At 71.2% G+C, this 23,029-nt stretch carries 17 protein-coding genes; 11 read left to right on the forward strand and 6 right to left on the reverse strand.

The features are described 5' to 3' along the window. The first annotated feature begins 134 nt into the window (after positions 1-134). The 3 genes from WMF20_RS43490 to WMF20_RS43500 all read left to right on the forward strand — a co-directional run bounded on the left by WMF20_RS43490 (position 135) and on the right by WMF20_RS43500 (position 5,175). Entirely contained in the window at positions 135-1,220 is a 1,086-nt protein-coding gene (locus WMF20_RS43490) for an ATP-binding protein (protein WP_437607628.1), read from the forward strand. Between the two features lie 10 nt (positions 1,221-1,230). After that, on the forward strand, positions 1,231-3,645 hold the full coding sequence (locus WMF20_RS43495; protein WP_437607630.1) for a DUF5682 family protein: 2,415 nt from the start codon (positions 1,231-1,233) through the stop codon (positions 3,643-3,645). Between the two features lie 361 nt (positions 3,646-4,006). Continuing rightward, positions 4,007-5,175 (forward strand): IS3 family transposase gene (locus WMF20_RS43500; RefSeq protein WP_437606080.1). Its coding sequence is split into 2 segments (ribosomal slippage): positions 4,007-4,259 and positions 4,259-5,175, totalling 1,170 coding nucleotides; the frame shifts between segments, so codons are not numbered across the junction. A gap of 123 nt (positions 5,176-5,298) precedes the next feature. Here the strand turns inward: WMF20_RS43500 and WMF20_RS43505 are convergent. The 3 genes from WMF20_RS43505 to WMF20_RS43515 form a co-directional block, all read right to left on the reverse strand. Continuing rightward, positions 5,299-6,219, reverse strand: coding sequence for a transposase (locus WMF20_RS43505; RefSeq protein WP_129581964.1), 921 nt, complete (start codon positions 6,217-6,219; stop codon positions 5,299-5,301). Between the two features lie 364 nt (positions 6,220-6,583). Continuing rightward, positions 6,584-7,504, reverse strand: coding sequence for a hypothetical protein (locus WMF20_RS43510; protein WP_437607632.1), 921 nt, complete (start codon positions 7,502-7,504; stop codon positions 6,584-6,586). Between the two features lie 191 nt (positions 7,505-7,695). Beyond that, positions 7,696-8,625, reverse strand: coding sequence for a LysR family transcriptional regulator (locus WMF20_RS43515; RefSeq protein ID WP_437607633.1), 930 nt, complete (start codon positions 8,623-8,625; stop codon positions 7,696-7,698). A 155-nt stretch (positions 8,626-8,780) separates the two neighbouring features. Between WMF20_RS43515 and WMF20_RS43520 the strand changes: the two genes are divergently transcribed. From WMF20_RS43520 to WMF20_RS43550, 7 genes are all read left to right on the forward strand, one after another. Further along, positions 8,781-9,101, forward strand: a complete 321-nt coding sequence (locus WMF20_RS43520) for a putative quinol monooxygenase (RefSeq protein ID WP_129579766.1) — start codon at positions 8,781-8,783, stop codon at positions 9,099-9,101. Positions 9,102-9,913: 812 nt separating this feature from the next. Beyond that, entirely contained in the window at positions 9,914-10,276 is a 363-nt protein-coding gene (locus tag WMF20_RS43525) for a hypothetical protein (RefSeq protein ID WP_437607635.1), read from the forward strand. Positions 10,277-10,394: 118 nt separating this feature from the next. Further along, the gene (locus tag WMF20_RS43530; RefSeq protein WP_437607637.1) at positions 10,395-11,858 is read left to right on the forward strand and encodes a sensor histidine kinase; all 1,464 of its coding nucleotides are present in this window, start codon (positions 10,395-10,397) and stop codon (positions 11,856-11,858) included. Then, positions 11,855-13,240: a sigma-54-dependent transcriptional regulator gene (locus tag WMF20_RS43535; RefSeq protein ID WP_437607639.1), complete on the forward strand. Its 1,386-nt coding sequence runs from the start codon at positions 11,855-11,857 to the stop codon at positions 13,238-13,240. The genes WMF20_RS43530 and WMF20_RS43535 overlap by 4 nt, the downstream gene beginning before the upstream one ends. Positions 13,241-13,470: 230 nt before the next feature. Beyond that, positions 13,471-14,139 (forward strand): UPF0158 family protein, encoded by a 669-nt coding sequence (locus tag WMF20_RS43540; protein ID WP_437607641.1) that lies wholly within the window; start codon positions 13,471-13,473, stop codon positions 14,137-14,139. Positions 14,140-14,162: 23 nt separating this feature from the next. After that, the gene (locus tag WMF20_RS43545) at positions 14,163-14,798 is read left to right on the forward strand and encodes an OmpA family protein (RefSeq protein WP_437607643.1); all 636 of its coding nucleotides are present in this window, start codon (positions 14,163-14,165) and stop codon (positions 14,796-14,798) included. Between the two features lie 51 nt (positions 14,799-14,849). Beyond that, positions 14,850-15,236 carry an AgmX/PglI C-terminal domain-containing protein gene (locus tag WMF20_RS43550; protein WP_437607645.1) on the forward strand — a complete coding sequence of 129 codons (387 nt, stop codon included), beginning with the start codon at positions 14,850-14,852 and terminating at the stop codon, positions 15,234-15,236. 94 nt (positions 15,237-15,330) lie between these two features. Here WMF20_RS43550 and WMF20_RS43555 read toward each other — a convergent pair whose 3' ends face one another. After that, positions 15,331-16,347 carry a hypothetical protein gene (locus WMF20_RS43555; protein ID WP_437607648.1) on the reverse strand — a complete coding sequence of 339 codons (1,017 nt, stop codon included), beginning with the start codon at positions 16,345-16,347 and terminating at the stop codon, positions 15,331-15,333. Continuing rightward, the gene (locus WMF20_RS43560; protein ID WP_437607649.1) at positions 16,344-18,479 is read right to left on the reverse strand and encodes a DUF4215 domain-containing protein; all 2,136 of its coding nucleotides are present in this window, start codon (positions 18,477-18,479) and stop codon (positions 16,344-16,346) included. Before WMF20_RS43560 ends, WMF20_RS43555 begins: the two co-directional genes overlap by 4 nt. A gap of 296 nt (positions 18,480-18,775) precedes the next feature. Between WMF20_RS43560 and WMF20_RS43565 the strand changes: the two genes are divergently transcribed. Then, positions 18,776-20,017: a VWA domain-containing protein gene (locus WMF20_RS43565; RefSeq protein WP_437607651.1), complete on the forward strand. Its 1,242-nt coding sequence runs from the start codon at positions 18,776-18,778 to the stop codon at positions 20,015-20,017. An 825-nt stretch (positions 20,018-20,842) separates the two neighbouring features. Here WMF20_RS43565 and WMF20_RS43570 read toward each other — a convergent pair. Next, positions 20,843-23,029: an ATP-binding protein gene (locus WMF20_RS43570; protein WP_437607653.1), complete on the reverse strand. Its 2,187-nt coding sequence runs from the start codon at positions 23,027-23,029 to the stop codon at positions 20,843-20,845.

Consider the following 23,029-nt stretch of genomic DNA (forward strand, 5'->3'; position numbering starts at 1 on the left):
CGGCTGAACCGGAGTCATCGAGAGCACCGCCCGCCCTGGAAGCCCGCCGGGCCCCGCCGGCCCGCCAGGAGAGCGAACCCGCTCGTGTCGTTCTCTCTCTCCGCCCCGTTCTGCGGTAGCCTCTCCCCCGCCCCATGAGCGACCTCCGCCAGCCCGCCGAGACCAAGTACGCCCACGAGCTCGCCGCCCTCGCCGCCGAGGACACGGCGCCGAGGCCGCCCGGGTGGCGCCTCTCGCCGAGGGCCGTGGAGACCTACATCCTCGGGAGCGACAAGCCCGTCGGCGGCGTCGCGATCACCCCCAAGTACATCGGCGATCGCGCCCTCGTGCAGGTCGCCCTCGCGACGCTCGCCTCCGACCGCGCCCTCATGCTGGTCGGCGAGCCGGGCACCGCGAAGAGCTGGCTCTCCGAGCACCTCTCGGCGGCCATCAGCGGGACGAGCGCGCTCGTCGTCCAGGGGACCGCAGGCACCAGCGAGGAGCACGTCAAATACGGCTGGAACTACGCGCTGCTCCTCGCCGAAGGGCCGTCGCAGAAGGCGCTCGTGCCGTCGCCCATCCTCCGCGCCATGCGCGACGGGCGGTTCGCGCGCTTCGAGGAGATCACCCGCACCTCGTCCGAGATCCAGGACGCGCTGATCTCCATCCTGTCCGAGAAGCAGATCGCCGTCCCGGAGCTCGACCAGGTGGTCCCCGCCCAGCGCGGCTTCAACCTCATCGCCACCGCGAACACCCGCGACCGCGGCGTCAACGAGATGAGCGCCGCGCTCAAGCGCCGCTTCAACTTCATCACCGTCCCGGTCGTCGACGACCTCGAGCAGGAGATCCGCATCGTGCAGAAGCGCGAGGCCGAGCTCCGCGGCGATTACCAGGTCGGCGTCGAGCCGCCGGCCGAGCTGGCGAAGCTGCTCGTGACGCTGTTCCAGGAGCTCCGCGCCGGCGTCACCAAGGACGGCAAGACCAAGGTGAAGACGCCAGGGTCCGTCCTGTCGACCGCCGAGGCCATCAGCGTGCTCTTCAACAGCGGCATCCTCGCGCAGCACTTCGGCACCGGGAAGGTGACCGCCGACGACCTGTCGCGGTCGCTGCTCGGCGCCGTGAGCAAGGAGGGCGGCGACGACCTCAAGGCGGTGCGCGAGTACTGCGAGACCGTCGCCAAGGGGCGCACCGGGCTCTGGAAGGAGTTCTACGCCTCCGCCAAAAAGCGCCTCGCGCCCTGAAGGAGCCCCGATGGACCTGGCCCGGCTCGCCGCCGTCCACCTCTTCCCGGTGCGCCACCACTCGCCGCGCTCCAGCGCGACGCTGCGCGCCTACCTCGACGAGGTGCGCCCGAAGGCGATCTTCGTCGAGGGCCCGAGCGACGCGACGCCGCTGCTCGAGGCGCTCGTCGACCCGAAGACCGTCCCGCCCGTCGCGATCCTCGGGTACCGCACCGACGGGACGCCCGCGTCGTCGCTGTGGCCGTTCGCCGCCTACTCGCCCGAGTACGTCGCGGTGAAATGGGCCTTCGAGCACGGCGTGCGCGTCGAGCTGATCGACGTCCCCGTCGGCATGACGCTCGCGCCGTTCGAGGGCGCCATGGTCGGCCACGACGACGTCGAGGATCCCGGCGGCCACGAGCGGGAGAGCGACGCGGAGGGCGGCGGGCGCGCGGACGACGGCGGCGGCGGCGAGGACGGCGAGGACGGCGGCGATGCGCCGGCGTCCGCGGAAGGGGAGCAGGAGAGCATCTACGACGCGTGCGCGCGGGCCCGGGGCTTCCGCACGTTCGAGGAGTTCTGGGAGGCCTCGTTCGAGGCGCCCCGCTACGACCCGAGGTCGTTCCGCGAGGCGCTCCTCGCGTACGCGGACCTCGCGCGCGGCGACGGGGACCGGCTGGTCCACCGGGCGCGCGACGCGTACATGGCGCGGTGCCTGCTCGAGCGCATGGGGCCGGACCTCGCCCCGCACGAGGTCGCTGCCGTGCTCGGCGCGGCGCACGCGGCGGCGTTCGCGGCGCGCGACGTGGATCCCGCGCTGGAGGCGCGGCTGCCGGCGCCTGTGCCGTGCGCCGTGACGCTCATCCCCTTCAGCTTCCCGCGGCTCTCCGAGCAGCTCGGCTACGGCGCGGGCAACAGGGCGCCGCAGTACTACCAGCGCGCGCACGACGCGGGCGGCGACTTCCGGCGCGCGACGCTCGAGGTGCTGATCGATTTCACCGAGCACCTCCGCCTCCGCGGATTCATGGCCTCGCTCGCCGACACGATCGAGGCGTTCCGCCTCGCGGTCACGCTCGCCGAGCTCCGCGGCAAGCCGGAGCCGGGCCTCGACGAGGTGCGCGAGGCGACGATCGCGACGATGTGCCGCGGCGACGCGACGCACGTGGACGGATTTCTCTGGCCGGCGGTCATCGGGCGCAACGTGGGTCGCGTCGGCAGCGGCATCGGGAAGAACTCGCTCCAGGAGGAGTTCTGGCGCGAGGTGCGCGAGCGCAGGCTCCCCGCCACGGACGCGCCCGAGTCGTTCCGGCTGTCGCTCACCAACCAGGTTGAGGTCGGCACGAGCGTGCTCCTGCACCGGCTCCGCATCGCCAAGATCCCCTACGCGGCCTACGCCGGGGCGCGGCGCGCCGGCGGCGGGGCGAGGCGGCGCGGCGGCCAGGCAACCCAGGAGACGCCGCCCGACGAGCTGCTCGGGCAGCTCAGCGAGACGTGGGAGGCGCAGTGGACGCCGGCCACCGACGTTGCGCTGGTCGAGAAGATCGTCCTCGGCGACACGCTGGAGCAGGTGGCGACGCGGCTGCTCGAGGAGGACCTCGCGGCGTGCCACACGACCGGCGAGGCCGCCGACGTGCTGCTGAACGGGGTGCTGGCGTCGAGCGCCCGCGCGGTGGCCGCAGCGCTCAGGGCGTGCGACCAGTTCGCCGCGGGCGACAGCGATCTGCCGTCGCTCGCCCGGGCGTGCCGCGCCTTCGCGGGGCTCGCGTCGTTCGGGTCGTCCCGGTCGCTGTCGTCGCTCGGCGACGGGGTGATCGCGCCGATGCTCGAGAAGACGTTCGCGCGCGCGGTGCTGCGCGTGCACGGGGGTTGCACGGGCAGCGACGAGGCGGTCGCCACGGCCAAGGAGGCGCTGCGCACGCTGCACGACGTGGCGCTGTCGCAGCCGATCGTCGACCGCGCGGCGTGGCTCGCCGCGGCGCGGGGGCTCGTGGACAGCGACGCGGTGAACCCGACGGCGTCCGGCTTCGCCTGCGGGCTGCTCTACCTGGCGCAGGCGATCGACGACACGGAGGTGGCGCGGGTGGTCGGTCTGCGGCTCGGGGGCGCGGCTCCGCCCGAGCCGGCGGCGTCGTTCCTGGCCGGCTTCCTCGAGGTGAACGCGCTGGTGCTCGTCAAGAGCCGGACCGTGGTTGAGGCGCTCGACGCCTTCCTCGGGGGGATCGCGCCGGAGCGCTTCAAAGACACGTTGCCGATCCTGCGGCGCGCGTTCGCGACGCTCGGCGCGACTGAGCGGCGGTATCTGCTCGAAAACGTGCTCGCGGCGCGCAAGCTCGGAGACAAGGCGCGCGCCGCACAGGCCGTGCTTCTGGAGAAGGACCGCGAGAGGCTGAAGGAGATGAGCGAGGACCTCTCCCAGGCGATGGACGAACTGGACGACCTGCTCTAACGGAGGGCGGCAGGGCAACCTGACCCGGGTTGCGCGGGGCAACCTGACCCGGGTTGCGCGGCAACCTGACTGCCAAGCTGACTCGGGTTGCGCGGCAGCAACCTGACCCGGATTGGGCAACCTGACCCGGGTTACGACCTGTTGAGCAACCTGACCCGGATTGGGCAACCTGACCCAGGTTGCGAGCTGTGTGTGCGATCTGCGCGGGTTGCGGCGATCTGCGGCGACCTCCGACCCAGGCTGCGGGTTGCTGCCCGGTATAACATGTGCACGCCAGGCGCGTGATGCGCGCAGAGCATCCGCCGGCCACCTGGTCCTCCCCCGCTTCCGTCGACACCCCCGACGGCACCAGGAGGCAGGGATGGGACGGAGAAAGAGGAGGGCGTTCACGCCCGAGTTCAAGGCGGAGGCGGTACGGCTGGCGAAGGCGAGCGACCGGAGCATCGGCCAGGTGGCGAAGGACCTCGACCTGACCGAGACGGCGCTGCGCGACTGGATCAAGCGCGCGGACACCGACGCGGGCCACGGCCCGCCGGGGGCGCTGACGACGCCGGAGCGTGAGGAACTGCAGCGGCTGCGCCGCGACGTGAAGCGGCTGGAGATGGAGCGCGAGATCTTAAAAAAAGCGGCGGCCTTCTTCGCGAAGGAAAACGAGTGAGGTTCGAGTTCATCGACGCGGAGAAGGCGCACTACCCGGTGCTGGTGCTGTGCGCGGTGCTGCTGGTCTCGCGCAGCGGCTACTACGGGTGGGCCAAGCGCTCGGAGTCCGCGCGGGCCAAGTCCGACGCTCAACTGAGCGTGCAGATCAGGGCCGTGCACCACAAGAGCCGTGGCCGCTACGGCAGTCCGCGCATCCACGCGGAGCTGCGTGCTCGCGGCATGCGTGTCGGCAAGAAACGGGTCGAGCGGCTGATGCGCGCTCAGAGGCTCGCGGCTCGGAGGAAGCGGCGCTTCCGCCGCACCACCGACTCGCGGCACAACGGCCCGATCGCCCCGAATGTGATCGAGCGGCAATTCGATGCTCGAGCGCCCAACCAAGTCTGGGTGACGGACGTGACGTACATTCCCACCGGCGAGGGCTGGCTGTACTTGGCCGTGATCCTGGACCTGTTCTCGCGCCGCGTGGTCGGCTGGGCCGCGAGCGCGTTCAACGATCGCGCCCTGGCGCTCACCGCGCTCGCGTTCGCCTTGGGAACGCGGCGGCCGGCGCCTGGGCTGGTGCACCACTCGGATCGCGGCAGCCCCTACGCCAGCGACGACTACCGGCTCGTGCTCGGGGCCCACGGGCTCATCCCGAGCATGAGCCGCGCCGGCGACTGCTGGGACAACGCCGTGGCCGAGAGCTTCTTCGCGACGCTGAAGGCGGAGCTGGTCGAGCACGAGCGCTACCCGACGCGAGCGGCCGCCATCGCATCGATCGGAGACTACATCGAGAACTTCTACAACCTGAAACGACGGCACTCACGGCTCGCCTACATGAGCCCGATCGAGTTCGAATTGAAGACCTACGTGACCGCGCGCGCGGCATAGTGAGACTGTCCGCGGAACCGGGGGAGGACCAACCCCCGCCTCACCGACAGGGGCATGGCCGCACCACAACGCGTCAACGCAACGCCGTCCCTGCCCGTCTCGCTGTTGCTCCCGGTCGCCGTTCTACGCCGCAAGCGCCACGTCGTTCACCCGGGCACCGTGGAACGTGCGCATCCACCACGTCCCCACCGGGAATAGGACATTGCGCACGCCAGCACACCACTGTCTAAGCGCCGTGCGGTAGGATACGCGGAACGCACGTATGGCGGCCGTAGCGGTTCGCCAAGCGTCGCCCTGGTTGCGGCCCACGGCGAACGTTGGATTGCGTGCACCGCGCTCCTCGAAGCTCGTGGCTCGCTCGTACGGGGAGATCTCGCTGGCTTGCTCGGCGCCTCCAAAACGGCGGCCTTGTTGCTCCGCCTCTGCATGGGCCTGAGCTTCCTGGCGCTCAAGCTCGGCCGCGACCTGCTGGCGAAAGGCCTCCGCGTTCTCCTGCTCGATGGTAGGCGGCAGCGCGAGCGGGAGTGTCGCTTGCTCGACCCACTGCGGATTCTTTGGATCGAGATATGCGGACGGGCGCAGCGCGTGCAGCACACCACGACCGAGGTCACCCACATCCACCTTGACGCCCGGCCATTCGCTCGCGTGCCGAACCAGGCCAGCAGCCACAGGGTTCGCGAGCACGTAGGCGATCTTCTCTACCACGGCGGCCTGCGTCACGAGCTGTACTACGCTCGTGGCCTCATGGTCCCATACCGGCCCTTCCCATTGCCGCAGCACCTTGGTGCCCAGTGCGACCAGCCGATGGTAAAATTGCAAGAAGCGCGGCAGCACGCCCTGCACATCGGTCACGACCAAGTGCAGATGTGTTGACATCGCGCAAAGGGCATGAACCTCGATGCCGTAGCGGCGAGCCGATACCGCGAGGGCGTAGACTAACAGCTGGTTGATGGCCGCATCGGGGCGCAACAGGAAGTGCCGACGCATGACCCGGCGGGTGAGTAGGTAGGTCGCCCCTGGAGCGATTTGGCGAGGCTGGCTCATGGCCGAGCGCAGATACAAACGCCGCGCCATGAGTGGGCATGAATCATTTCGAGGACTTGCACCGCTGCATGGGTGGCGGCAGCGGTTTTCCGCCAGTTTCCGCCACTCTGAGTCGGCGCGCGACATAGCCCAACCCATGGGGGCTGCGCCAACCTGTGGGGGCTGCGCCAACCTGGGTCGGGTGGTTCGCCAGCGCCAACCTGGGTGGGTAGTCCTCAACCTGGGTCGGGTGGTTCGCCAGCGCCAACCTGGGTGGGTAGTCCTCCAGGGTGGGTAGTCCTCAACCTGGGTCGGGTGGTTCGTCGTAGTCCAACCTGGGTGGGTAGTCAGGGGTGGGTAGTCAGTCCGGTCGGGTAGTCCCAGCTCACTCCTCTCGGCCGGCCCGCGACCATCCACCGAGCCTGACCCCCGGCGTCTGCTCCAGAAACGCCCGCACGTCGGGCGGCGGCGACGCCCACGCCGCGAGGCGCGCCGGCGTCCTCTCGACCGGCACCACCGCCGAGCGCGAGTACGAGCTCCACGCCCCATCGCTGCACGCGTAGCAGGCGGATCGCGCGAGCTGCGCCGTCAGCCCGAGCGCCCCCCGCTCGTCGTAGGCTGGCGCGATCTGCACGAGCTCCGGTGCATCCCGCTCCTGCCCTGCGGCCCCTGCGCCGTCCTCGCCCTCGTCGAGCAGCGCCTCGGCCGCGCTCTGCAGCGCGGACACGCCGCGCACCTCGGCGAGCAGATCGACGGCCGCGCGCCGCTCCGCGTCCCACGCCACGAACGCCGCGCCCTCGAAGCCGTGCGCCCCGCAGAGGTCGGTGTACGTCCGCTCCTCGATGAACAGATACGGCCCCACGCTCCCGATCAGCGCGGCCGTGTGGTGGATCTCGTTGCTCTCGTCCCCATCGGGCGGCGAGATCACCTCCTGGCGCTCGCCCTTCCCGCGGAGCACGAGCGCCGCGCGGATCGCCGTGCCCTCGCCCGGCTCGCGCATCTCCCCGAGCCCCATCTCGCAGGCCGACGTCGCCACCTGCTCCTCGCGCGTTTCCCAGCGCCACTCCCCTCGCCGGGTCGCCACGACGATCCCAGGCTCCTCGCGGATCACCGCGCCGCCCTCGGCGATATGCCACGTCCGCGGCGCTCCGTCGCCCGCGCTGCCCCAGACCAGGACCACCCCGCCGGGCGCCGCGTTCCCGGCCGCCTGGGCTTCGGCCGTGCGCTGGGCAGGCGCGACCGGGATCTCGATCGGAACGGGAGAACCGGGCCGCGACCGGGCGGCACAGCCGGAAGTCAGCGTCACCAGGGCGATCAGCGCAGCGGCTCGCGTGCACGGCATGCCGGCCCGGAGGAGCACGGCGCGTGCCGCAGAGCACGACCCGAAAACCCCGCGCCGCGCCCGAGGCACGTGTCATCACAGGCCCACGCCGCGTGGCAGGCCGGCCCCATCACGCCCCGACCTGGACCAGCGCCCGGCGCAGCTCGCGCCGATCCTCAGCCGGACGCGCCCGGGCCCGCGACCGGCTCGCAGGCGACTGCCCTCGCAATGGCGGCGCGAAGCCAGCGGTGCCCTTCATCGCGCTCGGAGCGCTCCGCCCAGACGAGCGTCAGCGCGTAGCCCGCAGTCTCGACCGGACACGGCCGCACCACCAGGTCGAGCTTCGAGGCCACGGCTTCGGCGACCCGCGCGGACACGGTGAGCAGCAGGTCGGAGCCGGAGATGATGAACGGAGCGACGAGGAAATGAGACACCGTCAGGGTCACCCGCCGGCGCAGCCCCCGCGCTGCCAGCTCACCATCGATGACCCCGTGATCCTCCCCATGCGGCGAGACCATCAGGTGCTCACAGGCAGCGTAGCGCGCCGCCGTGAGCGGCTTCCGGGACGCCGGGTGGCCTCGCCGCATCACGCAGACGAGCCGCTCGGCCGCGAGCATCGTGGACCGACACCCGTCGGGCACCGGCCCGCCCCGCCCCAGCTTGCCGTCGAGCTCACCGGCGCGCAGGAGCTCGGCGAAATCCGCCGGGATGTTGCGGCACCGCACGTCGACCTGCGGCGCCTCGGCGGCGAGGAGCCGGGCCAAGGCCGGCAGCACGAGCAGCTCGAGGTTGTCGGTCGCGACGAGCCGGAACGTGCGCCTGGAGCGCCGCGGATCGAACCGCTCGGCCGGGCTGAAGACCTGCTCGAGACGCTCGACGGCCTCCGCCGCTCTCGGCAAGAGGTCCCGCGCTCGCTCGCTCAACGTCATCCGCCTGCCGACCTGGACGAGCAACGGGTCCCCGAAATGGGCGCGAAGCCGTGAGAGCGCGTGGCTCATCGAGGGCTGCGTCACGCCGACGCGGCGCGCGGCGCGCGTGACGCTCTTCTCCTGGAGCAGAGCATGCAAGGCGACGACGAGGTGGGTGTCCACCGACTGCAGGCGCATGCTCGATGGATAGCACGCCGGTCCATAGACACCATCGATGGCTGGCCGCTCCGACTGTCGATTCGACGGCAGGGCCGCGGTCGCGTATCCCTGCTCTCCGGACGGCGCGCGCCGCCGCACGGGGCGCCCCCGGCCACCCGACCCAGAGAGCTGCCATGATCATCGAGTACATTCGCTACGCCATCCCCGCGGACCAAGAGCAGGCGTTCCTGTCCGCTTATCGCGACGCAGCCGCGGAGCTGCGCGGCTCCGAGCATTGCCTCGACTACGAGATCTCCCGGTGCATCGAGGATCCGGCGAGCTTCGTCGTCCGCATCCGCTGGGACTCGCTGGAGGGCCACCTCCAGGGGTTTCGCAAGGCGGCGTCGTTCCCGTCCTTCTTCGCCAAGGTGAAACCGTTCTATGAGCGCATCCAGGAGATGAGACACTACGCCTCGACCGACATCGCGGGCGCGGGGGGCGGCGCCAGCGGCTGATCGAACGCGCGTGCGATGGGAGCCCTCCTGGCTTCGCGCGGGCCATCGTGCGATGCTCCCAGGGTGACGCGGAAAATCGCATCGATCCGGACGCTCGATCTCGGACGCTCCCTCTCGCTGCTCCTGCTCCTCGTCCACTGCACGAGCACGCCGAGCCCGACCCCCTCGGCCGCAGCCCCGGGCGCTCCGACCGGTCGAGCGCCTGATTCGAACGCCGGGCGAGAGCCCAGCGCCGCGCCGACCGGTCGAGAGCATGCTTCGAATGCCGAGCGAGAGCCCGGCCATGAGCCGACGCACGGGCCCGTGCCGGCGGACGGGCCCGTGCCGGCGGACGGCCCCGAGCCAACACCGGCACCCACGTCCGACCACGGGCCGGCGCCCGGCACCGAGTCCGCGGCCAGCAGCGCGCCGGCATCCGAGCCCGACCGGAGCCCTGCTTCCGGTCATGCGCCCAGCGCGCATCCCAAACCGCCCAGCAAGCCCGCGCGATGCGCCGCTCCGGCCCATCCCGCTCAGATCTTCGACGACTGCGGCGCCAACGAGGTCTTCGCCGACGGCTGCTGTTATCCGAGCTTCGAAGCGGCCTGCGCGGGTCTCGGCTGCTCTTCGCGGACCTGCATGCGCTTGAAGTCCATCCCGCTGCAGGCCCGATGCAATCCTTGAAGGGAGAATTGCCGCACGGCGGCGCCGGAGAGCGCGCGAGCAGAGGCGACATGCAAGGCTGCGCTGAGAGGGAAGCGGTACGTCTGTCCAGGTTCACCAAGCGAGAGCGACGCCTGGCCGGCACGCCGGACGCGGGAAGGACATGAACGATGATCTCCACGCCCCCGGAAACCCCGAACGCACTCAGCCCTCACCGACAACCATCCCCGCGACGACAGCCCAGGCGCGCGTCGCCCTGGGCCCGCGGCCCCGGCGCGGCGCTCCTCGCGCTCCTCGTGGCCGCCGTCGCGCTCGCGGCCTGCTCCAGGGGCGCCGGCGCGCCGAAGCGCCGCGAGGCAGCGCCGGAGCGCGACAGCGCCTGCACGGATCCGGAGAAGCCCAGGGCGTACTTCTATCCCGCGGAGAACCGGACGGACTACGCGCCCGACGACCCCTGGAAAGACGGCTGCGCCATGCTGGTGCCCGATCACCTGTTCTGCTGCCCGGAAAAGGTACCTGAGAAGCCGAGGTGAGGTCACACACCAGAGCCGTCCACCGCGGCTCCCTGGTGTTGCAAAATGCGGCATGTCGTACTTTGCGGCGGCCTCGTGCGGGTAGCCCGCCGCGCACCACCTGCGCTACGCCGTCGGCATGAAGCTCGCGCGCAAGCTGACGCTCGCCCTCGTGTTCGGGGTCTTCCTCGTGCTCGCGCTGAGCGCCTACGTCCAGATCCGCAGAGAGGCCAGGATCTTCGAGAACGACGTGCAGCGGGACCACCACGCGATGGGCCGCGTGCTGGCCACCGCCGTGACGGAGGTGTGGCGCTCCGAAGGGCAGGCTCGCGCGCTGCGCCTGGTCGACGACGCCAACGAACGCGAGCGACAGGTGGACATCCGGTGGGTCTGGCTCGACGAGCAGGCGAGCGAGGCGCATCAGTCAGGACTGGCGCCGGCGCTGCTCGTCCCCGTCTCGATGGGGCAAACGGTCGTGCACAGGATCCCCCGCGAGGACGCGGACGTGCTCGTCACCTGCATGCCCGTGCCGGTGCCCGGCGGCCGCGTCGGCGCGCTGCAGCTCTCCGAATCGCTGGCGGGCGCGCGCCGGACCATCCGGAGCATGATCCTGAGCACGACCCTCACCACAGCCGCGCTGACGCTGGTATGCGGGTTGCTAACCACGTCCCTCGGAGTCGGGCTGGTGGGACGTCCCATGCGAACGCTGATCGATCAGGCGCGGCGGATCGGCGCGGGTGACCTCTCCCGGCGTCTGTCGCTGCACCAGAAGGATGAGATCGGCGAGCTCGGGCGGGAGATGAACGCGATGTGCGATCGCCTCGCTGCGGCGAACCAGAAGCTCGAGTCCGAGGCGGTCGCGCGGCTCGCCGCGCTCCAGCAGCTCCGCCACGCCGAGCGGCTCGCCACGGTCGGCAAGCTCGCCTCCGGGATCGCACACGAGCTCGGCGCGCCTCTCCAGGTCGTCGCGGGGCGCGCACGCATGCTGGTGGACGGTGACGTCACGGGAGACGAGGTGCCGACCAACGGACAGGTCATCCTCGAGCAGGCGCAGCGGATGACCCAGATCATCCGCCAGCTGCTCGATTTCGCCCGGCGCCGCAGCGCGGAGAAGCAGGAGACCTCGCTGGGGAGCGTGCTCCGCAGCACCTTCACGATGCTGAGGCCACTGGCGGAGAAGCAGGGCGTCACGATCGTTCGGGAAGGAGACACGTCGGAGCTGTTCGTCCACGCGGATGCCGACCAGCTCCAGCAGGCGCTCACGAACGTGGTGGTCAACGCCATCCAGGCCATGCCGGCCGGCGGCACGCTGATGGTCGGAGTCCGGGCAGAACGCGCCAGTCCCCCCGCCGACCAGGGAGGTGGGGCAGCGGGGGATTACGTCGCGCTGTCCGTTCGTGACGAGGGAGAAGGCATGCCGGCCGACATCCTCGAGCACATCTTCGAGCCGTTCTTCACGACGAAACCCGTCGGCGAGGGGACGGGGCTCGGCCTGTCGGTCACCTACGGGATCGTCAAGGAGCACGGCGGCTGGATCCATGTCGACAGCCGAGTGGGCTCGGGGAGCTGCTTCACGATGTTCCTGCCACAGTGGAAGCCATGACGGGGCGCGTCCTGATCGTCGACGACGAGCGCGGCGTCTGCGAGCTCCTCGACGCCGGGCTCAAGAAGCGTGGATTCCGGACGGCGTGGCGGACATCGGCCGCCGACGCGTTCGAGCTCCTGGGCGTCGAGGACTTCGACGTCGTGGTCACCGACATGACCATGCGCGGCATGAACGGCCTCGAGCTCTGCGAGCGGATCGTCCAGAATCGGCCCGATCTGCCGGTCATCGTCATCACCGCGTTCGGCAGCCTCGACACGGCCACGTCGGCGATCCGCGCCGGCGCGTACGATTTCGTGACCAAGCCGTTCGAGCTCGACGCGCTCCGGCTGACCGTCGAGCGCGCCCTGCGCCACCGCGCCCTCCGCGAGGAGGTCCGCCGCCTGCGGCGCGCCGTGGCCGACGCCCGCGGGTACGAGCAGATCCTCAGCAGCAGCCCGGTGATGAGGAGCGTGTTCGATCTGCTCGATCGGGTCGCCGACTCGGACACATCGATCCTCATCACGGGAGAGAGCGGGACCGGCAAAGAGCTCGTCGCCCGCGCCGTCCACCAGCGCAGCCGGCGGAGCGAGGGCGCGTTCGTGGCGGTGAACTGCGCGGCGGTCCCGGACGCCCTCCTCGAGAGCGAGCTCTTCGGCCACGCGCGAGGCGCGTTCACCGACGCCAAGGGCGCGAGGAGCGGCCTGTTCGCGCGAGCTCGCGGCGGGACCTTGTTCCTCGACGAGATCGGCGAGCTGCCGATCGGGCTCCAGCCGAAGCTGCTGCGCGCCGTCCAGGAGCGCGTCGTCCGGCCCGTCGGCGCCGACGAGGAGATCCCGGTGGACGTACGGCTCATCGCGGCGACGAACCGCGACCTCGAGACGGCGATCGAAGAGCGCCGCTTCCGCGAGGATCTCTATTACCGGATCAACGTGGTCCACGTCGACCTGCCGCCGCTCCGCTCCCGCGGCGGCGACGTGCTGCTGCTCGCGCAGCACTTTCTCGAGCACTTCGCGGCCGTGAAGGCGAGGCCGATCAAGGGGCTCTCGGCGCCCGCGGCGGAGAAGCTCATGGCCTACGCGTGGCCCGGCAACGTGCGCGAGCTCCAGAACTGCATCGAGAGGGCGGTCGCGCTCGCACGGTACGATCACATCACCGTCGACGATCTGCCCGAGAAGATCCGGACCTACGCGCGCTCCCATGTCCTCGTCTCGAGCGACGATCCGACCGAGCTCGTCCCGATGGAGGAGGTCGAGCGACGCTACATCTTGCGCGTCCTGGAGGTGGTCGGCGGGAACAAGAGCCAGGCAGCGCAGATCCTGGGCTTCGACCGGGCGACCTTGTATCGAAAGCTCGAGCGGTACGGCATGCGCGGCGGACGCTCGAGCGATCCGAAGCCGTGACCGTCCGGCCGCCCTGCCGCCGAGCGCGCCCGCGCCGCGCCGTGCCCGACGTGAGCGGCGGTCGCTGAAGGCGCCGCGAGGCGCGCGACTCCGCCCCTCGTCGACGTGTTGCACAACGCAACACCCACGGCGGCCAGCGCAGGACGGATGACCCTCGGGCGCGCTGCGCAGCGTGGGCGCGCGCCTCTTGCGTGGGTGGCATGAGAGCTGCCTGCGGACCGGGCGCGAACATGAGCACGACCACGACAGAGTCCGCTGCTGCGGGTCGGAGAGTCCCTGTCGACTGGAGCGCGCTCGCGAGCGCCTTCGATAACACCGCTCAGCACATCCGCTATTTTCTCCACCTCGAGACAGGCGCCCTGATCCGGCTGGTCGACGGGCTCGCCGATCCGGACACGCGCGTGCGCGTCGAGGCGGATCCGGCCTGCGTGCGCGTCGAGGCCATCGCTGCGCGCGATCAGTATCGATGGCTGCAGGCGTTCATCCCGACGGTCGACGACATCGAGCTCCAGGTGCTGCTCCTGCAGTGCCTCCAGGGGCCGGGGTCATTTCGGCGGTTCAAGGCCGTGCTCTCTGGCAGGCCGGACCAGCTCCGCCGCTGGCGCGTCTTCCGGACGGAGCGGATCCGTGCTGCCATCCTCGACTGGTTCGACGCCCGCGGCCTCATACCCGCTTCTTTCGAGCGCGCCTTGCCCGGCGCCGGCGCTGAGTCGATGCGATCTCGCGCCGTCGACTCGGCTCGCCGGCAGCTCCACGCGATGGCGAGCGACCTCGCGCCCGGCGATCTCCATACGCTCACGGCGCTCGCGGAGTTCCTGCGCGCGACACGCTCCGGCCCTCACGCTCCCGTGGTTTCGTCGAGGAGAGACGCAGAGCGACCCGATGGCCTGGGCCCGTGACGGCGGGCGATGGAGACGCGATCATGAAGAGTATCCATGACAAACAAGATGTGATGATCTGCCCGAGCCCTCGCCGTTGGCTCGTCGCACGGCGCGGCCCGCGGCGCGCCATGGGCCTCCGGCCCTGGGTCGTCGGTGCCTTGCTGACGGGCATGGGCCTGGGCTCGAGCGCCTGCGGCGGCGTCACCGCGTTCGAAGGGGATAGGGCGTTCAGCGTCGTGGGCCGCCCGCCCGCGCCGCCCCCGCCGCCCCCGGCGGAGCGCGTCGTCGTGACCGACGACAAGATCGTCATCAACGAGAAGATCCAGTTCGAGTACGACAAGGCGACGATCCGGACGGAGTCCCACAGCTTGCTGAACGAGGTCGTCGACACGATCAAGGCGCACAAGCACATCAAGAAGATCGCCATCGAGGGTCACGCGAGCGCCGAGGGCTCGGACGACCACAACTTGAAGCTCTCGGATCGCCGCGCGAAGGCCGTGATGAAGTACCTCGTCGACCACGGGATCCCTGCGGGCATGCTCACCGCCCGGGGCCTCGGCACGTCGAGGCCCATCGCGGACAACGACACGGCGGAGGGCCGCGAGAAGAACCGCCGAGTCGAGTTCAACATCGTAGAGCAGGACACCGCGGCGAAGACCGCGAACGCCGGGCAGTGAACGATGATCCGAGGCCGAGCCACGATCGGCGCTCCCCGCGAGGAGGCGAGCATGAAGCAGTTGTTGCCGGGTCTTACCATGATGGTTCTGGCGAGCGCGTCCGCAGGCTGCTCCTTCGCCGTGCGGAACGCCGAGATGTACCGCGACGATACGGCCGCGCTGCTCGACACGAGGCGCGACGAGATCAGGGCATGCTATGACGCAGAGCTCGCCCGGAATCCCGGCGCGCAGGGCAAGGTCGCCGTCGATTTCACGGTGCTCGAAGACAGCGGCCGCATCACGAACGTCGCCGTCGACCCCGCTGGCACCACCGCGTCGGACGAGGTGGCGAGCTGCGTCGTGAAGGCGATCGACGGGCTCGTCCTCGCCCCGCCGGATGAGAAGCAAGGAAAGGGCAAATTCGTCTGGGAGTTCACCGCCGGGGCTCCGAAGGCGTAGCGCCGGCGCGCAGGGGGTTGGGCACCTGCGCCGCGGGAGCGCGGCGCGCCGGCGCCCGACGGCGCTCCACCCTGCCCGCCGCGCCCCCGCTGGATCAGAGGGCGAGCCGAGCCGACAGGCCGGCCACGTCGCCCGGCAGCACGGGCAAGAGCTCGATCCGAACACCGCCCCGATCCTCGGTGCGGTGGGACTGGGGCCCGTTCATGAGGAGCAGCACCGTCCCCGTGATCATCGCGGCCCCACCCGCGACGAACGCGCCGATCGCCAGCCGGTTCTCGACGACGCTGAGGTCGTACGCGTCGCGGGCCGACGGCGTGCACCACGGATCGCACCCGCCCCCGAGGCGCCGGTCGGCGTCCCGGTGGTGCACGTCGGCCCGCCACCACAGGCCGGCGCCCGCGACGCCCAGGGCCGCGCCGGCCCCGAGCGTCGCCCAGGGGACCCACGGAGCCCACCGCCGCTCGGCGATGACGGCGTCGACGCTCAGCGTGACGCGCCCCGAGGCCTCCTTGCCGGCGAGCACCAGGACGGGCTTCACGACGGTGAAATACCCCTCCTTCCTCGCCGTGATCACGTGCTCTCCGGGCGTGACCATCCGGCGCGCGACGCCCGGGCCGATGAACCACGGCTTGCCGTCGAGCAGCACGCGCGCCCCCCGCTCATCACAGCGGATCTCGACCGCGGCGAGCTCGCGCTGCGCGAGCGCCCGCAGGGTCGAGCGCGCCTCCCGCTCCTGCTCGGGGGTGAGCGAGCCAGGCCCCCATTGCAGCGACAGGCGCAGGCTCTCGTGGGCGAGGAGCGGCAGCCCGATGCTCCGGAGCACCCGCGCCAGGTAGAGCCGGAGCTCGGGGTGCTCCCATGAGGCGAGCGCCTCCTGGTATTTCTCCCGCGCCTCCGCCAGCATCATCCGCCGGTGCAGGTCCCTCGCCTCCTTGAAGAGCGCGTGTGCCCTCTGCTTCCGCTCCTCGGAGACGCCCTGGTGCCACGGCGGCAGGGCGGGCGGCGCCTGGGCGCGCGCGGGCGCCGCGACCGCGGCCAGCAGCGCGAGCGACACGAGCGACGTCGCGCGGCGGCGCGCTCTCTGGAAGGAGGGAGCCTGCGCGGCCTTCACGGCGGCGCCATCCGGATATGACGGTAGATGACGCCGCCCTCGCCGACGATGAACGAGGTGCCGCCGTCGCCCCACACGTCGAGGAGGTGAAGGTCCGTCGTGGAATTGAGCTTCAACCAGGAGATGCCGTCGTAGTGCAGGAGCGTGCCCCGCTCGCCGACGGCAAAGACGTCCTTCGGCCCGCGCCCCCACACGGGCCCCAGGTTCACCTGCACGGGCGTCGCCATGGGCTGCCAGCGCTCGCCGTCATAGTGCAGGATCGTGCCCGCCACGCCGACCGCGAACACGTCGTCTGGCCCGCTCCCCCACACGCCGAACAAGAGGTCGAGCGTGGACGACTCCATGACGTCCCAGCGCTCACCGTCGTAGTGCAAGATCGCTCCGCTCTCGCCGACGACAAAGACGTCCGCCGGCCCGCTCCCCCACACGCCGGACAAACCGGACGACTGGGGCGTATCCATGAACGCCCAGCGCTCGCCGTCGTAATGCACGATCCTGCCGTCGTCGTCGATGGCGAAGACGTCCCTCGGCCCGCTCCCCCACACGCTGACCAGCGCCTCTTGCGTGGGCGATTCCATGGGCTGCCAGCTCTGGCCGTCGTGATGCACGATCGCGCTGTCGATGCTGACCGCGAACACGTCGCTCGGGCCGCTCCCCCACACGCCGTACAGCAGCTTCGAGGGGACCACCATGGGCTCCCAGCGCTCGCCGTCATAACGCAGGATCGTGCCTGCCAGGCCCACGGCAAAGACGTCCCGCGGCCCGCTCCCCCACACGCCGTACAGGGCCACGGACGCCGGCGACGCCATGGGCTCCCAGCGCTCGCCGTCGTAGTGCACGATCTCGCCGTCCTCACCGACGGCGAAGACATCGTTGGAGTCGCTCCCCCACACGCCGAGCAGCGCCGCTGGTGTGTGCGAATCCATGAGCTGCCAGCGGTCGCCATCATAGCGCACGATCTCGCCGCGATCGCCGACGGCGAACACGTCGCGCGGCCCGCTCCCCCACACGCCGTACAGGGCCGCGGACGCCGGCGACGTCATGGCCGCCCAGCGCTCGCCCTCGTAGTGCAGGATCGTGCCTGCCAGGCCGACGGCGAACACGTCCTCTGGCCCGCTCCCCCAGACGCGGAGCAAGACGGCCGTCGTGGACGAGTCCATGGGCTCCCAGCGCTGGCCGTCGTAATGCACGATCGTGCCGCGATTGCCGACGGCGAACACGTCGCTCGGCCCGCTCCCCCACACGCCGCCGAGCCACATCGTAGACGCCGAGTCCATGGGCTCCCAGCGCTGGCCGTCGTAATGCACGATCGCGCCGGAATCGCCGACGGCGAAGACGTCGTTCGGCCCGTGTCCCCACACGGCGAGCAGCGGCGCCGTCGTGCCGGGCTCCTGGAGGCGCCAGTTCCAGTCCCCGCACGACGCCGTCGAGAGCCCATCGCACGCGCTCGTGCAGCCGGGCCGGCCGAAATCATAGCGCAGCGCCGCGCAGGGCGTGGTGATGAGCGACCCCGGATCACACGCCTCCTCCTCGGCCACCCGCCCGTCGCCGCAGTGGACCTGGCAGTCGTCGCGGCAGTACCCGCCGGACGCCGCGTTCTGCGCCCCGCGGCACTGCGCCTCGGCGGGCAGCACGCCGCCCGCGCCGCAATCGCACGTCTCCCCGCGCACCCTGTCGACCACCCCGTTGCCGCACCGCTCGTCGGACCGGCAGTCGGCGCTGCAGCCGTCGCCGTCCCTCGCGTTGCCGTCGTCGCAGACCTCCTCCAGCGCGGGATCGACGACCCCGTCGCCGCACTCCTCGTCGGACCGGCAGTCGGCGCTGCAGCCGTCGCCGTCCGCCGTGTTCCCGTCGTCGCAGATCTCGCCGCCCTCGACGACCCCGTTGCCGCAGAGGTCGCGCTTGCCGGGGGCGAGGCACAGGTGCGTCGCCTCCCTGGTCAACACGCACTCGTGATCGACGGCGCAAAAGCCGTCGCCGCACGGGACCCCGCCCTCGAGGCACGCCGCCGCGACCGCGACCGGCGCCGCCGCGAGCGCCACCGCGGCCGCACGGCGGAGCGCCCCGCCGCGACGGCGTCCCGCGGCGCCCCCGCCCGACCGCATGCCCCGCGTCCCCGTCCGCGCCCGCATCGTCCCTCGCCCTCCTCCGCCTCGCGCCCGCCCCACCCGGCCGCTCGCTCCGGCGACCGCGCGCGACGCGCGCGACGCGCGCGACGCTGACGAACGCGCGCGCTCGTCAGCGTCGCGCGCGCCCGTTCTCCTTGTGCCCGTCCGCTGCGCCCCCTATTCTGCCTCTGTGCAGCGCGCGCGCACAGCGCTCGCGCAGCGCGTTCGACGGCTCGTCGCATGCGCCTCTGGACGGCTCACCGGGCGTCCGCCAGACAGGTCCTCTGGACAGCTCGCCATCCCCTCGACCCCCCGCCGCGATGAGCGCCCGCAAGCCCGGAAAAGCCCCTCCGCCCCCCTCCCCCGCCGCCGCGCCGGACGACCTCTCCGACGCCGACCGCGACGCGCTCTTGCGCTGGCGGCTCGCGCTCGGCCCGGAGGCCGAGCGGGTCGACCCGCGCCTCTCCCTCGGCGGCCTCGGCGGCGCAGCGCCCGCCCTCCACGTCGACCCGCGGCGGCTCGGCGACCTCGACAAGGCCCTCTCGTTCATCTACGACGAGCGCGCCGGGAACCTCGGCGGCTCGCGGCCGTACGTGCCCGAGTGGCTGTCCGCCGTGCGCGAGTTCTTCAGCCACGACATCGTCGCGCTCGTCCAGAAGGACGCCATCGAGAGAAAGGGGCTGACTCAGCTCCTCTTCGAGCCCGAGACGCTGCCCTTCCTCGAGAAGAACGTCGAGCTCGTCGCCACCCTCATGAGCGCGCGAGGCCTCATCCCCGACGCCGCGCGGGAGGCCGCGCGGCAGATCGTGCGCGAGGTCGTCGACGAGGTGCGGCGCGCGCTGGAGTCCGAGGTCCGCACCGCCGTCCTCGGCGCGCTGCGGCGGAACACGACGAGCCCACTGCGCGTCCTCAGGAACCTCGACTGGAAGCGCACCATCCGCAAGAACCTCAAAGGATGGGACGCGGACCGGCGCCGCATCGTGCCCGACAAACTCTATTTCTGGGCGAACCAGACGCGACGGCACGAGTGGGACGTCGCCATCCTCGTCGACCAGTCGGGCTCCATGGGTGAGAGCGTCGTCTACAGCTCCATCATGGCCGCGATCTTCGCGTCGCTCGATGTCCTCCGCACGCGGCTCCTCTTCTTCGACACCGAGGTCGTCGACGTGACACCCATGCTCGTCGATCCGGTCGACGTGCTGTTCACGGCGCAGCTCGGCGGCGGCACCGACATCAACCGCGCCGTGGCCTACGCTCAGGCCAACTTCATCGAGCGCCCCGAGAAGACGCTGCTCATCCTGATCACCGACCTCTTCGAGGGCGGCAACTCGGAGGAGCTCGTCGCCCGGATGCGCCAGCTCGCCGACAGCAAGGTGAAGTCGATCTGCCTGCTCGCGCTGTCCGACAGCGGCAAGCCCTCCTACGACCACGAGATGGCGCAGAAGCTCGCCGCCCTCGGGACCCCTTGCTTCGGCTGCACGCCAAAGCTCCTCGTCAAGGTGGTGGAGCGGCTGATGAAAGGACAGGACCTCGGCCCGCTGCTCGAGGCCGAGGCGCGGTAAAACCACGGAGGCACAGAGGACACAGAGGCTCTTCTCTTTCCTCTGCGTCGTCTGTGCCTCCGTGGCCCCGCATCGCGGGGCCTGAGCCCGATCGGCGCGCCCGGGGCCGTCGCCTTCGTCAGCGAGCGCGCGCCCTCGACATCCGCGCCGCGTTATCGCGCGCGACGGATCGCCTTCGCGGCGCGCTCGTCCGTCCGCCGCGCGGCGGCGCGCTTGCGCGACGTGGCGCCCCGGGCAGCGCTCGCGGAGACCCGCCGGCGGGTGCCGGCCGCGCGACCCACCGCCTCCAGCGAGGGGGGCTGGGCCATCAGCGCATCAGTGCTGATCGAGGGGCCGACTAGGCTGATAGAAAGTTTCACTTGAACTACCGATTGGGTGGCGGACCGATCACGTCGCTCAGCGGAGGGCTCGTCAACCTATAAACTGTTTCGATCGTTTACGCAGCGTCGCAATGCGGAGATCACGAGCCCTGGAGCGCCCGTCCGGACGTGAACATGTCCACCCGGGAGATCCACTCGCCTTTCCGCCTCTCACGGCGGATGCACGCGCGCACCACGGAGGCACGAAGGCACGGGTCTGGGTTCGCTCCGTGCCTCCGTGTCTCCGTGGTGATCGGCGAGGGACTGCCCCCGGTGGTTGCACCGGGCGCTCTGTTACGATCATGTTGCACGTTGCAGGCCAACGATGGCTGGATGCCGGCATCGCCCGTTTTCCCGGGATGGGCGTGGGCCGCCTTTCATGGTTGAAACCACCGGTTGCAACCGTGGCGCAACGCAGCGGCGCCCGCACCTCCGGGAGCGCCCAACGAGCTCGGGGGGGTGGATCTCAGCCGGCAGGACCGGTCAACGGAGATCCAGGGCGCTCGCCCAGCGGCCCCGAGGATCCAGCCGCTCGGGGCGGGAGCGGCAACGCCACTTGAAACCTCGCCCCCATGCCCGGCGCGCTCTCGACCTGGATGCTCCCGCCGTGGGCCCGGAGGATCTGATCCACGATGTACAGGCCGACGCCGAGGCCCCCATAGGAGCTCGTCGGCGCCGCCCGCTCGAAGCGCCCGAAGATCCGGGCGATGTACTCCTGCGCGATCCCGATGCCCTGATCCATCACCTGGAGCACCGCGGACCTGCCGTCGACCGAGATCCGCATCTGGATCGGCTTGCCGCGCCCGTATTTGATGGCGTTCATGAGCAGGTTGGTGATCACCTGATCGATGCGCAGCCGGTCCCACCGGCCGATCGCCGACTCCGGCACGTCCAGGTCGAGCGAGCAGCCGGCCCGCTCCAGCTCGGATTCGAGGCGGCCCGCCACCTCGCGCGCCACGTCGCACAGGTCCACGTCCTCGAGGCTGAGCTCAAGCTGGCCGCTGTTGATGCGCGTCACGTCGAGCAGCGTGTCGATGAGCCGCGTGAGCCGCTCGATCTGCGCCTCCGCCTGGGCGAGCTTCGCGAGCACCTGCGCGGCCGGCAGCCCGCCGTCCGAGCGGCCGATCGCGCGGGTGAGGCCCTGGATCTGCAAGACCAGCGCGCTCAGCGGCGTCCTCAGCTCGTGCGAGGCGACCGCCACGAAATCCTCGCGGATCTGCACGGCCTCGCGCGTGAGCCGCAGCAGGCGGGCGTTCTCGAGGCAGAGCGCCGCCCGCTGCGCGACGTCGAGGGCGACCGCGAAATCCGGGGGCTCGAAGCGCTCGCCCGGCTCCACCCAGATCATGCTGAGCGCGCCGAGCACGTTGCCGCGCGTGACGAGCGGCACGCACAGGTAGCTGCTCGCCCCGATCTGCTGGATCTCGGCCGGATCGTCGATGTCGAGCGCCCTCGCCACGTCGCGCGGGGCGCACTCGACGCGCAGGTCGGGGCGGCCGCTCGTCAGCACCGCGCCCACGCCGCCCTCGGTGAGCGGGAGCTCCCGCGGGCCGAACCGCTCCGCGAACCGCGCCGCGCCGCGCGCCCGATGCGCGGCGGCGACCCTGCACGCGCCGCCCTCCTTGCGCAGGTCGAGCACGCACCAGGTGCAGATGCGCTCCGCCGCGATCCGCACCAGGGCGGCCGCGACGCTGGCCTCGTCGAGCGACGCCGAGAACGAGCTCGACGCCTCCGCGAGGAGCTCCGAGCGGCGCACCGCGGCCTCGGCCTCGGCGCGGGCCGCCCGCTCGCGCGTCAGGAGGTGGATGCGCTCCTGCTCGTGGCGCTTGCTGTCGTCGATGTCGGTGAAGCTGCCGAGCCAGCCGACCACGCGCTTCCACACGTCCCGCTCCGGGACCGCCTGGCAGAGGTGCCAGCGGTAGACCCCGTGACGGGACCTGAGGCGACACTCGCCCTGGAGGGGCTCGCCGGACTCGACGCAGCGGCGCCATTTGCTGACGAACTGGTTCAGGTCGTTCGGGTGCACCGCGGCCTGCCAGCCCCAGCCGCGGAGCGCGTCGAAGGCGAGCCCCGTGTACTCCAGCCAGCGCGAGCTCACGTAATCGACGCTGCCGTCGAGCTTCGCCGTGAAGACGCACTGCGGGATGGCGTCGGCCAGGTTCTGGTACCTCGCCTGGGCGGCGCGCCGCAGGTCCTCGACCTCGGCGTCGCGCCGCCGCTCCTCGGCCTTGCGCAGGAGCTCGGCCTGCTCCTTGATCTGCTCGCCGCGCCGGTGGAGCTCGACGAAGACCGCGACCTTCGCCTGCACGACCTCCGGCTCGAGCGGCTTCAAGAGGTAGTCGACGCCGCCGACCGCGTACGCCCTGTAGATGGCCGAGAGATCGTCCGTCGCCGCGGTCAGGAAGATGATCGGCGTGTGGCGCGACCGCTCCCGCTGCTTGACGAGCGAGGCCACCTCGAAGCCGTCGATGTCCGGCAGCCGCACGTCGAGCAGGATGACCGCGAAGTCCTCGGACAGGATCCTGAGGAGCGCGTCCTTCCCGCTCGCGGCGGTCACGAGGCGGTAGCTCTCGTCGACCAAAATCGCCTTGAGCGCGGCCAGGTTCTCGGGCTGGTCGTCGACAAGGAGGATGCTGGTCGCGGGAGCGGTGGACAC

It is taken from the genome of Sorangium sp. So ce834 (assembly GCF_051521425.1).
GTDB classification, from domain to species: domain Bacteria; phylum Myxococcota_A; class Polyangia; order Polyangiales; family Polyangiaceae; genus Sorangium; species Sorangium cellulosum_D.

Bases quoted from the DNA above. Each gene is read 5' to 3' on its own strand.
- WMF20_RS43560 (WP_437607649.1), bottom strand. From the start codon at position 18,479: ATGCGGGCGCGGACGGGGACGCGGGGCATGCGGTCGGGCGGGGGCGCC.
- WMF20_RS43565 (WP_437607651.1), top strand. From the start codon at position 18,776: ATGAGCGCCCGCAAGCCCGGAAAAGCCCCTCCGCCCCCCTCCCCCGCC.
- WMF20_RS43520 (WP_129579766.1), top strand. From the start codon at position 8,781: ATGATCATCGAGTACATTCGCTACGCCATCCCCGCGGACCAAGAGCAG.
- WMF20_RS43525 (WP_437607635.1), top strand. From the start codon at position 9,914: ATGATCTCCACGCCCCCGGAAACCCCGAACGCACTCAGCCCTCACCGA.
- WMF20_RS43550 (WP_437607645.1), top strand. From the start codon at position 14,850: ATGAAGCAGTTGTTGCCGGGTCTTACCATGATGGTTCTGGCGAGCGCG.
- WMF20_RS43545 (WP_437607643.1), top strand. From the start codon at position 14,163: ATGAAGAGTATCCATGACAAACAAGATGTGATGATCTGCCCGAGCCCT.
- WMF20_RS43490 (WP_437607628.1), top strand. From the start codon at position 135: ATGAGCGACCTCCGCCAGCCCGCCGAGACCAAGTACGCCCACGAGCTC.
- WMF20_RS43495 (WP_437607630.1), top strand. From the start codon at position 1,231: ATGGACCTGGCCCGGCTCGCCGCCGTCCACCTCTTCCCGGTGCGCCAC.
- WMF20_RS43540 (WP_437607641.1), top strand. From the start codon at position 13,471: ATGAGCACGACCACGACAGAGTCCGCTGCTGCGGGTCGGAGAGTCCCT.
- WMF20_RS43530 (WP_437607637.1), top strand. From the start codon at position 10,395: ATGAAGCTCGCGCGCAAGCTGACGCTCGCCCTCGTGTTCGGGGTCTTC.
- WMF20_RS43505 (WP_129581964.1), bottom strand. From the start codon at position 6,219: ATGAGCCAGCCTCGCCAAATCGCTCCAGGGGCGACCTACCTACTCACC.
- WMF20_RS43535 (WP_437607639.1), top strand. From the start codon at position 11,855: ATGACGGGGCGCGTCCTGATCGTCGACGACGAGCGCGGCGTCTGCGAG.
- WMF20_RS43515 (WP_437607633.1), bottom strand. From the start codon at position 8,625: ATGCGCCTGCAGTCGGTGGACACCCACCTCGTCGTCGCCTTGCATGCT.